Consider the following 15,031-nt stretch of genomic DNA (forward strand, 5'->3'; position numbering starts at 1 on the left):
GACTAAAAAGTTTCTTCCTTAAGTTGTGTAATGTCAGCCTGAGGAAGGCCAGTTGTCTGGGAAATAACATCAATAGAAATGCCAGCATTAAGTAGGTTTTTTGCAACTTCGATTTTTTCTTCTTGTCTACCTTTTTCGTGACCAACTTTAAGACCCTCATCAAATTTTTGAGCAAAAGCAGCAATCTCATCCATTATGCGTTTTTTCATTTGTTCATATGCTAGTAACTCTTCTTCTGACCAATTAAACTTATTCATCTCTTCATAAGCTCGTTTTATTATTACGTCACTACCAACTATCTTATCTAGATCCTCTTCCCTTGTTTCTGCTGCATATCGGAAAAAATAACACCATTTTTCTACTATATTTTCTAGTTGGTCTTCTTTTGTCTTTGTAAATTTAGGTAGTTCTATGAATACGAAGTAAAAATCCTTTAAGTCATGTTCAAAGCTATTTTGATCTAAAATGACATGATTAGATTTGTACTCAGTCTTATCTGGAAAAATAATACAATCAGCAACAGCTATGAAGATAATTTCCTTGAGATTATGATAATTATCACCTTGATCAGCTTGACTTGAGTAGGCTTTAGCAGCATAATATTGAGCACGTTTTTCGAAGCCTTTGGTCTTAGTGAACTGCATTTCTATAATATATCTTGAACCTTGAGAGTCTTTACAAAGAACATCGACAATACTTTGCTTTTTAGCGGCAATCTCAGGGTCCAAAATGGTAGCTAAGAATTCAACATCGTGAATAGCAGCTAAGCCAGTAAAGCCTAAAATATCGTTCAAGAAATGAATGAGGATATCTTTATTCTTCTCGGTGCCAAATATTCTTTTGAACGAGTAAGAGTTTAGTGGACTAAGATATCTTCCACTAAACCCTCCTCTAGGAACCGTACTTGAAAGTTTCCCTTCATACGGCTCGAGCCATCTTAAGTCCTTTTCTTGAGAACCGGCAACATTTTCCTTCAATATTCTGGCATTTCAAATTCCTTACTAGGATTAACGTTAATCATATCTTATCATCCTCATGAAGAGAAGGATTATTTGATCTACGTTTTTCAAAGTAGGCATACCATTCTTTATCATAGGGATTTGCCTCAGCTTGAATTTTCTTATGGCGACGAATTGGTACGCTTGTTGCTTGAAAGAGTTCCTTCCACTCAACTGTACCTTCCTTATTAGTTAATGTTGCAAAGCACCATCTTCTGGCTTCTTTGGTTTTAAAGTATTTCTCTTTAATCCAACGTAAGCCTTTGTTAGGGTGTCTGCGTTTTGACCATTGCCATAAGGCTTTAAAAATCTCAGAATCCACTTTCTCATAAGCTTTTCTTGCGCATATTCCCCTGTGGTAATATACCCAACCTCGAATTTGAGGTGTGAGCAGTTCTATTACTTTTTCTTGGGTTGCTGCGCAGTTCTTACGAATCAAGCACCGGATGCGCTTCAGAAGTCGGTTTGTACTTTCTGCTGAAGGTTTGATGATTATCTTCTTTTTGTACTTACGTACTGTCTGACCTAGAAAATCAAATCCCTGTTCTACGTGTGTGATCTTGGTTTTTCCTGTGGATAGAGTTAACCCTCTGTCGCTGAGGAAATCCTCTACTAGCTGCTTGACTTTAGTCTCTAGGATTTCTTTTGATTTTCCAGTTACTATAAGGTCGTCCGCGTAGCGGATCACGTGCACACCATATTTCTTGCGTTTTCTTGTACCCTTCTTCCCGAAATGTTTACTGATAACATTTTCGAGACCATCAAGGGTCAAGTTGGCAAGTACAGGAGAGATAATTCCCCCTTGTGGAGTTCCTGCTATTGTAGAACGGAACATTTGCTTTTCTACGAATCCAGATTTTAACCACTTGCTGAGAATACTCTTTTCCATTGGGATTGAGTTTTCTAACCAGCAGTGGTCTATTTCATCAAAACACTTCTTAATATCCGCTTCTAGGATCCATTGCGGTCTGCTACGTCCTGCCAAAGTTGTGTGTATTTGACTTACTGCATCAGCCGCTGAGCGATACTTTCTGAATCCATATGAGTGAATGTCTCCCATTGTTTCTGCAATAGGGTCAAGTCCCATAAGATATAATGCTTGCATCGCTCGATCTTTCATAGTGGGAATACTAAGAGGTCGCTTGCTGCCTGTAGGTTTAGGAATATAGATTCGCCTCAAAGGTTGAGAGCGGTATCCTCGTTGCCTCAGGCTTGCAATTCCTTGAGATTTTGCTGAAGGGCTTTGCCACAACTGGTTATCAACACCTGCTGTGCATTTTCCTTTATTTGAAGTTACGCGTTTGACTGCTAATGCTTTAGCACTAAAACTACGTGTTAGGAGGCGTTGTAAAGTTTTCACTTTATTCCATCTCCTAGCTTTTGTTGCCTGAACAATACGAGCTTGTAGCCTTCTAGTATTTTTTCTGCACTGAAACCAGCTAATTTGATTCCAGTGTTCTGCCGTACCGGAAGGTGCACTTACAATTTTACCTGTAACCATCTGCTTTCCTCACTTAAAAGGTTTTACAAACAATCTTGTTCAAGATGACCGTAGTGGACGTCAGTTCTCTTTCGAGCCAGGTAACGTTTAAACCTGTATCTCATCCGTTACAGATGAGCGTTCACTTTTTCCACACTCCCAAACCCACATATCCATCGGTCTTTCTCACGATCAACCTTACTGAATTCCTAGGGATATATGGGATTTCCGTGTTCCACCTATCAAACAACGAGCGGGTTAGGATTGATCTATACACCGGTGGTGTTTATGTTTGCGTATCAGATGCGTTCACTCCGATAACCTACCACATACCTTTTGGTCCAAGCCTGTCAGTGTCTTTGGCTTGTTCGACTTAACGATGCTTACGATCATTCACTTCTGTTATCCATACCGTTCACCCTAGCCCCCGTGCCAACTTGACACTAATAGCATCGTTCCTTCTTCACAGACCGAACTTCTCCTTTTCAGGCGGGTTCATTGTCCTAAACGCTTTGCATAAGACATTACTGTACTTATACAGTTTAGTAGGGTACGAGTGGCAAAACACTCGGTTTAGTCAGAGCTAAACAGTTCAATAGACGACTTTCACGTCGCACAAAGGCATAATCATTGCGAGCATCAAGAAACTTCGAAAGAGCCATAAGAAAGTAAGATAAAAAGCATTAATAATTATACACAATTGTGAAGAAATATTCAACCCTTTTGTTTTTCTAAGCTTTGAATGTGTTGATGAAAAAAAACATCTGTCAAAGATCACCTGAGAATTACATTTTAGGCTTTAGATGTAGTGTTAGTCATCGTTTTATAACTGCCTTAAAACCCTAGCAAATGAACTGATAAGCTATAAAAAGTTTCAAAAACACTTTGGTGTAGGCTCCAAAAAAATGCGAGTACAAAGACTCAAATATGATTACCTAACATCGAGAGGACGGGCTCCCTACACCTTGTATATGATAAAGATCTTGAAACTTCATGTCAACATTTTCAGTAGCAAATTTACGTTGAATCTATATCCTGTAAGTATGGGCGAAAAAAAGAAGGTTACAATATATACAGATGGAGCATGTTCCGGAAATCCTGGGCCTGGTGGATGGGCAGCCGTGGTGATGTATGAAAATAAAAGTGTCTTTATCAAGAAACGTATCTCTGGAGGTGAAGAAGACACAACGAATAACAAAATGGAGTTAAAGGCTGTGATTAACGGGCTAAAGATGTTGAAAGTTTCTTGCGAAGTTGTTTTACACACTGATAGTCAGTATATTAAACAAGGTATAACAGAGTGGATCAATAAATGGAAGGTAAATGGTTGGAAGACAGCCGATAAAAAGCCAGTGAAGAACAGAGAATTATGGCAGGAACTAGATGAAGTTGCTTTGCAGCATGATATTAATTGGAAGTGGGTTAGAGCTCACAACGGTAATATGTACAATGAGGAGGCAGATAGACTTGCTAGAAAGGAATCTAAAAAGCTAAAATATAGAGATTGTGAGGTCAAGAAATCACCAAAAAATAGAGGGAACTCTAAGTTTCATAGATTGGGTGGAGTATTATGGCAATAATTCTTTTAGACACAAAAACTATAAATCGTATAGCAGCGGGAGAGGTAATAGAGAGGCCAGCAAGTGTAGTAAAGGAATTAGTTGAAAATGCAATAGATGCTGGAAGTTCAGAGATAGAGATCAAAATAGAAAGTGGTGGGCGTAATCTTATAACTGTGACAGATAATGGAAATGGAATAGAAAAGGAAGATTTGGAACTTGCGTTTATGCGCTACGCTACTTCAAAATTAAGCGATAGTGAGTTAATAGAGATCAAGCACCTTGGGTTTAGAGGAGAAGCTTTACCTTCAATTGCAGCAGTAAGCAGAATGAAATTATCGTCTAAGGCAAGTGGAGCAAAGGAAGCATGGTCTATAAGGTATGAGGGAGGAGAAAAAATAAGAGAGATTACACCTTGTTCTTTGCTACAGGGTACATATATTGAAGTTCGTGACTTATTTTTTGCCACTCCAAATAGATTAAAATTTCTAAAAACCGAGAGGGCAGAAACACAAAGCATTGTTGACATTGTAAATAACTTAGCAATGATTAACTATAGTATTGGGTTTACTCTCACTTCCGGTAATAAAAAGCTCTTAAAATATGTTAAGCAAACTTCATTATTTAACAGATTATGTGAAACAGAAGAAGAATTTCAGAGCAATTCGCTGGAAGTTAAAGAGGAAGAAGACGGCATCAAACTTACGGGACACATCTGTAAACCAACTATTAGTCGTGGCAATTCAACTCAGATCTATACGTTTGTTAATGGAAGGCCAATAAAAGATAATCTACTTATTGGTGCAATTAGATATGCGTATCAAGATTTTATTCTAAGTGGGAGGTATCCTTTTGCAGTGCTGCACTTAGAGATACCATACGATCAAGTAGATGTAAATGTGCATCCAAATAAATCGGAAGTAAGATTTCAGAATAAAAGGCTAATATATGAAATAGTGAGAAGAGGGATAATAAAAGCATTATCAACGAGGTTTGCAGCAAGTGGTCAAGGTATTGAAGAGGAGCTAATTTTTAATGATAGTAAAAGCCAAGAGCAGGTTGATAGTAAAGAGAAAAAGAATCAAAAAGAGTTTTATGAAAAGAGACCAAGTCTTTTAGAAAATCGTCTAATGAAAGAATTCAATGCACCAGATGAAAGAAGGCAAAGCTTACCAGAAACGTTTAAGTATGGAGAATCTCCACCCCAAAAGGGAGCGATGGTTCTAGAAAGGGAGCAAATTGATTTAATAGAGGATCATCCTCTAGGGTATGCACGCTGTCAGGTCCACAGTACTTACATTATTGCTGAGGCTAAAGGCAAATTAATTATAGTAGATCAGCACGCAGCTCATGAAAGATTGATATACGAGTGCTTAAAGCAAAAATCAAGCATAAAAAGACAGAAACTTCTTCTTCCTGAAACAGTTAAAATCAAAAACCAAGCTGAAATGGGGATGATTGAAACTTATAAAGATGAGCTTTTTGAAATGGGTTTTGGTATTGAAATAGAATCAGAAGATAAAGTAAGGGTGAAAGAAATACCTGCAATCTTAGGAACAATAGATATAAAAGAGATGCTAGTTGATATAGTAGATAAGTTAACGGAAATGGAAGATACGTTGCCAATAGAGGATAAGGTGAATAAAATATCAGCTACAATCGCTTGCCATGGAGCAGGAAGAAAAATGAAATTGGAAGAGATGAATGAGATACTAAGACAAATTGAGAAAACTCCATCAACTATGTTTTTTAAATTTTTTATTTGTATAATTTTGCAACTTTACCCAACCATATAGATAATAAAAACCCGTTTGTCATAGAAACAGAATTCTATATCAAACAGCTGCTGCAACAATTTCCGTTTAAGCTATTGTGAATAAGCACGTCCGCACAAACTTAAAGTGCTTATTCACAATATTCATTTCAATTACTGCTATGTAAATTTTAAATATTCAAATTAATTGCTTCTTTAAGCCTTGCGTTAGCAATTACTATAATTTTACGCATTAGAGCTGTTATAGCTACCATCTTCTTCTTACCACTTTCAACAAGCTTAGAATAAAAGGCACCAAGTGCAGATTTGGACTTTGCAGCAGCCATGGCAGATGTAAAAAGTTTTGCACGAACATTGCTTCTACCACCTGTTATTCTTCGGTATCCAATAGTTTTACCACTTTCTTTTGGATAAGGTGCAACCCCAGCAAGGCTTGCAACTTCTCTCCTGCTTAAGTAACCAAGCTCTGGCATTAAACAGAGAAAATCTTGAGATAACTTTGGACCTATTCCAGGAACTGTTTTTAGGATTTTTTGACGTTGTTGTAACTCACGGCTTTCATCAATAATTTTTTGTATAGTATTATTGAGTTCATCTATTTGAATATTAAAGAATTCGATAGTTTTTTGACAACTTTCTTTTATATGGTCATTTTCAGGTGCTGCCAGTCTACATTTTTCCTGAGCTCTCATTTGCGTAATGTCATCACGACGTTGACAAAGTGCAACCAAGGTTGATTGATTTTCAAAAGTGGGTACAAATAGAGAGATAGTGCTGTGACGTTCAAATCCATATTGAGCAAGAGCTCTTGCATCTGATTTATCAGACTTTGCTAAAGTTCCGTGAGACAAGATAAAGCTTTTTACTTTACGGGTATTAGCTCGATGTGTGGCAATATTTTTGTCAACAAGAAAATGTAATAAACCAAGCTCATACTTTCCTGTATTTTCTAAAGTTACTAAAGAATTAGGTAGGATATCTGAAAACTTTTGAAACAATTGTTGCCAGCCAGAAGTATTATTGTCAAATCCTACAGTATTCTTCTGTTCGTGAACTGCAACAACATTTTTAAATTTCCCGATATCAATGCCAATAAAATTTTGATAAGATGTAATCATTATAACCTCGATAGTTTAATTAATTTAAGATTGTAAACGGGTGCATATACATGTCCCACACAACTATTCAAACGTATCGAGAGATGGGCTAGTGTACCTTGATGGACACGGTTGTAATACCAATATTCTGCCGGTCGCACACGCCCGTGATAACCCTATCCCTATAGTGAGTAGGGTTATCTTTCCCTCTTATTTCCTTTATATCATATTTTTGACTTACAATATTCTTCATCCTCTAGTTCTTCAAAAATTTCTGGATGTTGGTCACCTAGACGAACAATTATTGAAATGAGCTCTTTGTTTGTTTTTTTAAGTAAAAACCTTTCAAGGAGAGTTTGTTCATCAACATATCCCGGGCACATAGATGATCGATACTCCTTTCTGTCAAGATCAATCAAAGCAAAACCCGTTGCAGCCATATGCTTACATGGACCAAAGTAACAGAATGCAGGGCAGGAACATGTTCCACTGAAAAGAGGACCATCGTGCTTTAGTGTTACTCGATATACATTTGATCCAACTACCTTTGATTTAGCTTGAGATTCATTAACAGATATAATCTGTACCTTTCCTTTGTTAAAATAATCTCTTCCGCTAGAGAGGTAGGGTTCTTTGATAAGACCTGTGATATCTTTATAATACAGTCTCATTTTTGCCTCCTTATTTCATATATAAAGCCCTCAATTTTCTAATATATCCTTTCTTCTATAAAAATTTATTAAACCACCACAACTTTTATATGGCCCTGCGGACAACTTTATAGTGCTATAGCTAACTCAAGAAAGGTTTCCCTACGTCATACCGCGATTCATTCCACAACTGTACGAACGTTGTAGTTTGGGCCACCAGTGGGGTGTCATCCCAGTGCCCAGAAACTGGGATCCAGCTTCTATGCAACTTAATTAAAAACGTTTGTTTTAGCGTAAGACAACTACCTTTAGCTCATCAGCTCAGTTATAAGCAAAATTCCTGGATTCCAGTGTCAAGCACTGGAATGACACCATTTGCTGTGCAATTTACCTTCAAAAATGAATGTTCGTACAGCTATGGATTCATTCGCGGTATCTCAGCATAGATTCCGCTAACGAGTAGCGGAATGACGAATTTGTTGTTTTTCAAATTGTAGGTAAACCTAAGCCACTTTAGCTATATATAATAGAATTTCGCTTTCTACTATCTTTCCAATCGCTTTATACATAATTCTCGAATTTTGAAAATTTGCTCCATGTTATACGGTATGGTTGGGTTACTGATCAGCCAGCTCTCAATAAATTGTTTATGCTTTTCTATTTTATAGCTTCCAAGGTGTTCTGGCTCAATTTTTTCTTCCTCTGTCAGTTTTAATAACATGTTATTTCCTGGAAAAGTTATGTCAATAATTCGGCTTTCGTAACGAAGATAGCAATGCATTTCTGGAATGTGTAGTAAGTTATACTCATTTAGAATTGCAGAAGCTTTCGGAGTGTTCACTTTATTCATCATAAAGACAGCTATGTGTAGCGTTATGTCGATTTCACATTCGCAACCTAACTTATAAATCAGAGCATGTTTTGTACTACACGTTCCTCGTCTTTCATTGAATACTGATATACAATCTGTGCGGTCAAAATTGCGTCCATAAGGCAGCTCATGTACATATTCTAATGCTTCACGTAACGTAATAATATCCAAATTTAAAAAGAGATTCGATATAGGGTTATGATTAGATAAATATATTTGATTTAAGTCATTCATATCATCATTATCTAATTTCTCACTTGTATAAAATTTGTTTTCTTACTTCGAGACCTAATCTACCACAACTTTAATATGGCGCTTCTTTCCTGCAGATAATTTTATAAATGGCTGACCTTTAAAGCTCTCGAAATTTATTATATAGTTAACGTCATTTATAATATTATCATTAACTTTGCACCCGTTGCCCTGTATTAAACGCTTTGCTGCGCCTTTTGAAGGTTCAAAACCGGTGTCACGCAGTAGGTTTACTAAGGATATGCCGCTTGCAACTTGTGCTTTTTTTATGATGTAATCAGGAAGTAGTGAGCTATCTTCATTCTCAAAAGCAGAGACTGCAGCAGATAGTGCAAGTTCCGCTTCTTTGTCACCATGACATATTTTTGTCACCTCTGTTGCTAAAACTTTTTTTGCTTCATTTATTTCCTGATCTTTTAAGGATTCTAACTTTTTGATCTCATCAATTGACACATCAGTGAGCAATCTCAAAAAACGTCCAACATCTTGATCATCAACGTTGCGAAAATATTGCCAGTAGTCGTAAGGCTTTAGCATATTATCATCAAGCCACACTGCTCCACTTTCAGTTTTGCCCATTTTTACCCCTTGAGCATTCAATAAAAGAGGGGCAGTAAGGCCAAACAGCTCAGGTAAATTCAACTTTTTTCCAAGCTCAATTCCGTTTACTATATTTCCCCACTGGTCTGACCCTCCAATCTGCAGACGACAGCCATGCTTTTTATTCAACTCAACAAAATCATAAGCCTGCAATAGCATGTAATTAAATTCCAGAAAGCTTAAGGTTTGCTCTCTATCCAGCCTGGTTTTCACACTATCAAAACTTAGCATACGATTTACAGAAAAATAAGCTCCTATATCACGCAAAAAATCTATGTATTTTATGTTATCCAACCAATCTGCGTTATTTACTATCATTGCACCAGTCTTGCTGTCATTAAAAGACACCATTTTCTCTAATATTCTCCTTATGCTGGATGTATTTTGATTGATGTTCTCTACGGGCAAGATGCTTCTTGCTTTATCTTTGAAGGATGGGTCACCAATTTTTGTTGTGCCACCTCCAAGTAAGACTATCGGCTTATAACCAAATTTCTGCAGGTGACGGAGCATCATAATCTGAATTAGGTGACCAGCATGAAGACTTGGTGCTGTGCAATCAAACCCAATGTATGCGACTATATGATTATTTTCGGATAATAGCTGATCTAACCCTTCAATATTTGTACATTGGTATAGGTACCCTCTTTCTTGGATAAAATTTAAAAACTCGGACTTGTGTTTCATTTTATAAACCCCAGTCTATCCTGTCATTAATGCCGAAGGTAACCCTAATAGGGAAAGATGTCATCCAAGTAGCCAACACTGGGATCCAGAAAACTTAATTATAAACAAGCACACTATACAACGTTTTCGATGAAATTGCATGAAAAACTGGATTCCAGTGTCAGCTACTTTCATGACACCACCTGTGCAGGAGTTGCCTTCAAAATTACAACGTTTGTGCAGTTGTGCACCAGCTATCCAGGCAATCAGTTCCATAACTCTTCTATTTTATAATACTCCCTTACTTCTGACCTGAATATGTGAACCATTATGCCTTGAAAATTCAAAATCACCCAATTGCCTTCATCCATACCTTCTACATCTATTTTATCATGTCGCTCGAGACTTTTTATTACGTGTTCAGCTAACGCTTTCACATGGCGACTTGAATCACCAGATGCAATAATCATATATTTTGCAATAATGGTTCTATTCTGCACATCGAGAGTAACTATATCGTGACCTTTATTTTGATCTATTATACTTACAATCATGCTTTTTATTGATTCTGTATCACTGGATACATTAGTCATCATCTTAAATTATTTAATTTACTTATAATTATACACTCAAAATCTCTAAATATGAACTATTTTCAACGCGACTGTTCGTTAAAAAGGTATTACCTGCATCTATTTTATCATCATGTTTTTAGCATGTACAATGATATACTTTTATATATAATTGAAAATAGCTTTCTACTAGTATTCATTATGGACAAGACTCTCATCTACTTAATCGGCTTTCCAGGCAGTGGTAAGTTTACTACTGCAAAGGAACTGTGTAAAATCATTGATGCAGTAATAGTAAGCAATAATCTATTCAATAATATTATATTTGATATTGTTAAATTGCAGGATGCTGAAGTTCCAGATGAACTATGGGAAAAAATTTTTGCAGTTAGGGAAAATGTATTAGCAATACTAGAAAAACACTACATAAAATCAAAACATTATATATTTACAAATGAATTGATAGAGGGTGACCCCTATGATCAGAGAATATACAACTCTGTGGTAAATTTAAGTAAAAAAATGGATATGGAAATTCTTCCTGTAGTGTTACATTGTAATGACGAAGAACTAGCAAGGCGTATTCACTCAAAGGAGAGATGCCGGAAAAATAAAATTATTGATTCGGATTTTGTTATGAAAAGAATTGAAGGGAAAAGGCTATTTATACCGGAAGGTACACTTGAAATTGATAACTCAAACTTAAGTGCAAAGGAAGTTGCAAAGAAAATTGTTGAAGAGATGAAGGAAGAAAAAAATGGAAAATTAATTAAAACTTCTGTAACAAATCATTTAAAAACAGAGCGTACTCGTGGTTGAGCAGAAAGATAAGTATCGTCCTTGTGTTGGCATAATGCTATTTAACAGACAAGGACATGCCTTTATTGGAAAACGCTTTGATAGCGACTCTTACTGGCAGATGCCACAAGGAGGTGTTGATGATGGTGAGGAACTGGAACAAGCAGCGTTACGTGAGTTGCTAGAGGAAGTTGGTACTAATAAAGTAAAGGTTATAACTAAAAGCAAGGATTGGATATACTACAACTTGCCTGAAGAAGTTATACCAAAGTGCTGGAATGGGAAATATTCTGGTCAAAAGCAAAGGTGGTTCTTAATGAAATTTTATGGAGAGGATAAGGATATTGATATTAATTATACTGATCATCCAGAGTTCAAAGAGTGGCGTTGGCAAAGTATAGATGATTTAGTAGCCAATGCTATATCATTTAAAAAAGAAGTTTATAAGACAGTGATAGAAGAGTTTTCTTCTATAATAAAAACCTCTATTATTGAGTAAAATTTACAATAAGCTCATGATAGTAGATTCTCATTGCCACTTGATTTATTTTTCCGATGATGAAATACCAAAAGTAATTTCAAGGGCAGAGCAAAATGGTGTAAAAATTTTGCATAACATATGCGTAAGCATTGATGATATCCCTAAATTATTAAAAATTTCTTCATCCTACGATCAAGTCTACTTCTCTGTTGGTATACATCCACTTGATGCTGCTATAGAAAACGGTGAGTGTATACATGCTGATGAATTAGTTGAATTTACTAAGAATCAAAAGGTAATTAGTATCGGTGAAACCGGGTTAGATTTTTATAAATCTGACAACAAAGACAATCAGAAAAAAAGTTTTGCATCACACATAGAAGCAGCAAGAATAACAGGGTTACCTTTAGTTATTCACACTAGGAGTGCTGATAGTGAGATGATCGATATGTTAAAGTCAGAAATGAAAACCTGTGCTTTTAGTGGAGTGATGCACTGTTTTGCTTCCTCTAAAGAGCTTGCTTATCAATCTATAGATTTAGGGTTATATATTTCATTTTCTGGAATCATTACTTTTAAAAATGCGAGCTTACTCAGAGGAATTGCACAAGTTGTACCACGCGAACGTGTTTTGGTTGAAACTGATGCACCGTATCTATCACCTGAGCCTTACAGAGGAAAAAAGAACGAACCAGCAATGGTAAAATATGTTGTGGATTGTTTGGCAGAGTTATGGAATGAGTCACCCGACAAAGTAGCAGAAATAACCACAAGCAACTTTTTTAGGCTGTTTACGAAACTTGAGCTACAAGGAAATTCTATAAAACCATTGATTTGCTTATGAGCCTAAATAGTTCTTTCACTGCATTCACAGATTTATCGAACATTTCTCGTTCACTATTATCCATCTTAACTTCTAGGACCTTTTCAACTCCATTTTTTCCAATAATTACAGGAACACCAATAAACAAATCTTTTACACCATATTCACCATTAAGGTAAGCAGCACATGGTAATATACGCCTTTTATCTTTTAAATATGACTCTAACATGCATATAGCTGAAGATGCAGGAGCGTAGTATGCAGATCCAGACTTAAGCAGATCAACTATTTCTTTACCGCCATTGCGAGTGCGTTCAACTATTTCATCAACTTTTTTCTGCGTAATGAGACCCATATCGATAACTTGGGTAAGTGGAATGCCAGCGATAGAAGTGCAATTAATGAGTGGTACCATAGTGTCACCATGTCCTCCAAGCACAAAAGCAGATATATCTTCAACTGAAATATTTAATTCACTTGCAAGAAAATAACGGAAACGGGAAGAATCAAGCACTCCTGCCATTCCAACAACCATATTAGCTGGAAGGTTTGAAAATTTATGCACCACTGAAACCATGGCATCCAAAGGGTTGGTAACCACTATTACAAACGCATTTGGAGAATACTTCTTAATATTTTCACCAACCTCCTTCATTACTTTAGCATTGGTTTGCAGGAGGTCATCCCTGCTCATTCCAGGTTTTCTAGCAATGCCTGCTGTTATGATGATTGCATCAGAATTTTCTATATCTTTGTATTGATTAGTTCCAGTTAAACCAGAATTAAATCCATCAATAGGGGATGATTCTGCTATGTCGAGTGCTTTACCTTGCGGTATTCCATCACTAATATCAAGTAAAACAACATTGCCGAGTTCCCTTAGTGCAATCATATGGGCAAGAGTTCCACCGATATTTCCTGCACCGATTAAAGATATTTTTTTTCTTTGTACTGTCATTTTCTACTCCTTTGTATTTACTTTTATGGTTTTACCTTCCCAAGGCGATAGGCTATCAAGCATACGAAAATCTTGCGATAAATCTATAGGATTATATACAACCTTTTTTGCCTCTATATCGTATCTTACTTCCTCATAACCAGTGAGAGGGAAATCTTTTAACATTGGATGACCTTTGAATCCATAGTCTGTTAGAATCCTACGCAAATCAGGGTGATCAGAGAATTCTATTCCATACATATCAAACACTTCACGCTCAAACCACGAAGCTGTGCTAAATACCTTTGCTATGCTTGGAGGCATATCGCCCTCACATAATTGAAGTTTTATGTGTACTCTAATATTATGCACAATGCTGAGTAAATTGTACACTAACTCAAAGCGCTTTTCTCGATCTGGATAGTCAACCCCAAAAATATCAACTAATAGTTCAAACCTACACTTTTCATCATCACGTAGAAAGGATAGGTGCTTTTCAATTTCATCTAAAGTTGAATATATTACAATAATGCCATCATCTTTTTGAATGCACTCACACTTGGTCTTTTTTTGTATATGCCTTGCAGTTTTATCCATGCTTTATATTCTGAGTTCGTTTTATTTTGTTTTGTAGGCATAGCATTCCATATAGCAACGCCTCAGCGGTTGGTGGGCATCCAGGGACATACACGTCAACTGGCACAATTCTATCACAGCCTCGGACTACTGAATAAGAGTAATGGTAATAACCACCACCATTTGCACAACTTCCCATAGAAATAACATACTTCGGGTCTGCCATTTGATCATAAACCTTGCGCAATGCTGCTGCCATTTTATTAGTTAGTGTGCCAGCAACAATCATCACATCTGATTGACGTGGGCTTGCACGAAACATTATGCCATATCTATCAAGATCATAACGGCTGGATGCAGTATGCATCATCTCAACTGCGCAACATGCAAGACCAAATGTCATTGGCCACAATGAACCAGACCTTGCCCAATTCATTACATAATCTATTAAATCACCAAATTTAGTAACAAGAAACCCTTCTTTTTTATAACGACCCCAGTCATCATTAGATAGAATTTGATTTGTCATAAACTACTCCCACTCTAATGCACCTTTACACCATTCATAGATAAAACCTATAGTGAGTATTGCAAGAAATACCATCATAGACCAAAATCCACCATAGCTTATCTTAGATAAAGAAACAGCCCAAGGAAAAAGAAAAGCGATTTCTAAGTCAAATATTATAAATAATATTGAAACTAGGTAAAATTTAATGTCAAAATTTTTTCTTGCACTGGATAGTGGATTGAAGCCACACTCATATGTGGAAAGTTTTTCACCATCTGGCTTACTCACTGCAAGAAACATAGGCAATATACCTAAAGCAAAAGATACTACAATTGATACGCAGATAAAGATTACTATGGTTAGATATTCGCTCATTTAACAAAACA

Annotated in this window: 16 protein-coding genes and 2 pseudogenes; 6 read left to right on the plus strand and 12 right to left on the minus strand. The window is 36.4% G+C overall.

The window, feature by feature from the left end; translation table 11 throughout:
* Nucleotides 1–2: 2 nt before the first annotated feature.
* Both OOK84_RS00800 and ltrA read right to left on the minus strand, forming a co-directional pair.
* A complete protein-coding gene (locus OOK84_RS00800) occupies nucleotides 3–836 on the minus strand; it encodes an Rpn family recombination-promoting nuclease/putative transposase (RefSeq protein ID WP_264732623.1) in 834 nt (277 codons plus the stop codon).
* 181 nt (nucleotides 837–1,017) lie between these two features.
* Nucleotides 1,018–2,499, minus strand: coding sequence for a group II intron reverse transcriptase/maturase (gene ltrA, locus OOK84_RS00805; protein WP_264731897.1), 1,482 nt, complete (start codon nucleotides 2,497–2,499; stop codon nucleotides 1,018–1,020).
* 1,022 nt (nucleotides 2,500–3,521) lie between these two features.
* Between ltrA and rnhA the strand changes: the two are divergent.
* Nucleotides 3,522–3,959 (plus strand): annotated as a pseudogene (gene rnhA / locus OOK84_RS00810) (ribonuclease HI); the annotation flags it as partial.
* An 89-nt stretch (nucleotides 3,960–4,048) separates the two neighbouring features.
* A pseudogene (gene mutL, locus OOK84_RS00815) lies at nucleotides 4,049–5,773 on the plus strand (DNA mismatch repair endonuclease MutL); the annotation flags it as partial.
* Nucleotides 5,774–5,981: 208 nt separating this feature from the next.
* On the opposite strand, the gene OOK84_RS00820 reads toward mutL, so the two are convergent.
* Nucleotides 5,982–6,929, minus strand: a complete 948-nt coding sequence (locus OOK84_RS00820; RefSeq protein ID WP_264731046.1) for an IS110-like element ISWpi12 family transposase — start codon at nucleotides 6,927–6,929, stop codon at nucleotides 5,982–5,984.
* Nucleotides 6,930–7,132: 203 nt separating this feature from the next.
* Nucleotides 7,133–7,579, minus strand: a complete 447-nt coding sequence (locus OOK84_RS00825) for an SWIM zinc finger family protein (RefSeq protein ID WP_264731899.1) — start codon at nucleotides 7,577–7,579, stop codon at nucleotides 7,133–7,135.
* A 203-nt stretch (nucleotides 7,580–7,782) separates the two neighbouring features.
* Between OOK84_RS00825 and OOK84_RS00830 the strand changes: the two genes are divergently transcribed.
* A complete protein-coding gene (locus OOK84_RS00830) occupies nucleotides 7,783–8,004 on the plus strand; it encodes a hypothetical protein (RefSeq protein ID WP_264731901.1) in 222 nt (73 codons plus the stop codon).
* A gap of 98 nt (nucleotides 8,005–8,102) precedes the next feature.
* Here the strand turns inward: OOK84_RS00830 and OOK84_RS00835 are convergent, their stop codons facing one another.
* Genes OOK84_RS00835 through rsfS form a run of 4 tightly spaced genes read right to left on the minus strand, consistent with a single transcriptional unit; the run spans nucleotide 8,103 to nucleotide 10,540 of the window.
* Nucleotides 8,103–8,663 carry a hypothetical protein gene (locus OOK84_RS00835; protein ID WP_264731903.1) on the minus strand — a complete coding sequence of 187 codons (561 nt, stop codon included), beginning with the start codon at nucleotides 8,661–8,663 and terminating at the stop codon, nucleotides 8,103–8,105.
* Nucleotides 8,664–8,717: 54 nt separating this feature from the next.
* Nucleotides 8,718–9,968 (minus strand): tyrosine--tRNA ligase, encoded by a 1,251-nt coding sequence (gene tyrS, locus OOK84_RS00840; RefSeq protein ID WP_264731905.1) that lies wholly within the window; start codon nucleotides 9,966–9,968, stop codon nucleotides 8,718–8,720.
* Nucleotides 9,969–10,028: 60 nt separating this feature from the next.
* Nucleotides 10,029–10,223, minus strand: coding sequence for a hypothetical protein (locus OOK84_RS00845; RefSeq protein ID WP_264731907.1), 195 nt, complete (start codon nucleotides 10,221–10,223; stop codon nucleotides 10,029–10,031).
* Nucleotides 10,214–10,540 (minus strand): ribosome silencing factor, encoded by a 327-nt coding sequence (gene rsfS, locus OOK84_RS00850; RefSeq protein WP_253309997.1) that lies wholly within the window; start codon nucleotides 10,538–10,540, stop codon nucleotides 10,214–10,216. Before rsfS ends, OOK84_RS00845 begins: the two co-directional genes overlap by 10 nt.
* A gap of 180 nt (nucleotides 10,541–10,720) precedes the next feature.
* Here rsfS and OOK84_RS00855 point away from each other — a divergent pair, with 180 nt between their 5' ends.
* The 3 genes from OOK84_RS00855 to OOK84_RS00865 are packed head-to-tail and all read left to right on the plus strand — an operon-like array spanning nucleotide 10,721 to nucleotide 12,642.
* Entirely contained in the window at nucleotides 10,721–11,338 is a 618-nt protein-coding gene (locus tag OOK84_RS00855; RefSeq protein ID WP_264731909.1) for an ATP-binding protein, read from the plus strand.
* A 34-nt stretch (nucleotides 11,339–11,372) separates the two neighbouring features.
* Complete coding sequence (locus OOK84_RS00860) at nucleotides 11,373–11,816, plus strand: RNA pyrophosphohydrolase (RefSeq protein WP_406719231.1); 444 nt, start codon at nucleotides 11,373–11,375, stop codon at nucleotides 11,814–11,816.
* Between the two features lie 16 nt (nucleotides 11,817–11,832).
* Nucleotides 11,833–12,642, plus strand: a complete 810-nt coding sequence (locus OOK84_RS00865) for a TatD family hydrolase (protein ID WP_264731911.1) — start codon at nucleotides 11,833–11,835, stop codon at nucleotides 12,640–12,642.
* Here the strand turns inward: OOK84_RS00865 and mdh are convergent.
* From mdh to OOK84_RS00885, 4 genes are read right to left on the minus strand one after another with little or no spacing between them, the layout of a single operon-like run.
* Nucleotides 12,617–13,579 (minus strand): malate dehydrogenase, encoded by a 963-nt coding sequence (gene mdh / locus OOK84_RS00870; RefSeq protein WP_253307177.1) that lies wholly within the window; start codon nucleotides 13,577–13,579, stop codon nucleotides 12,617–12,619. The genes OOK84_RS00865 and mdh overlap by 26 nt on opposite strands.
* A gap of 3 nt (nucleotides 13,580–13,582) precedes the next feature.
* Nucleotides 13,583–14,155, minus strand: a complete 573-nt coding sequence (locus OOK84_RS00875; protein ID WP_253307178.1) for an NADH-quinone oxidoreductase subunit C — start codon at nucleotides 14,153–14,155, stop codon at nucleotides 13,583–13,585.
* The gene (locus OOK84_RS00880; RefSeq protein WP_164224545.1) at nucleotides 14,148–14,663 is read right to left on the minus strand and encodes a NuoB/complex I 20 kDa subunit family protein; all 516 of its coding nucleotides are present in this window, start codon (nucleotides 14,661–14,663) and stop codon (nucleotides 14,148–14,150) included. Before OOK84_RS00880 ends, OOK84_RS00875 begins: the two co-directional genes overlap by 8 nt.
* A gap of 3 nt (nucleotides 14,664–14,666) precedes the next feature.
* Nucleotides 14,667–15,020, minus strand: coding sequence for an NADH-quinone oxidoreductase subunit A (locus OOK84_RS00885; protein WP_006279576.1), 354 nt, complete (start codon nucleotides 15,018–15,020; stop codon nucleotides 14,667–14,669).
* Nucleotides 15,021–15,031: the final 11 nt, after the last annotated feature.

Origin of the sequence: Wolbachia endosymbiont (group A) of Sphaerophoria taeniata (assembly GCF_947250735.1) — a bacterium.
In the GTDB taxonomy this organism is placed as follows: Bacteria; Pseudomonadota; Alphaproteobacteria; order Rickettsiales; family Anaplasmataceae; genus Wolbachia.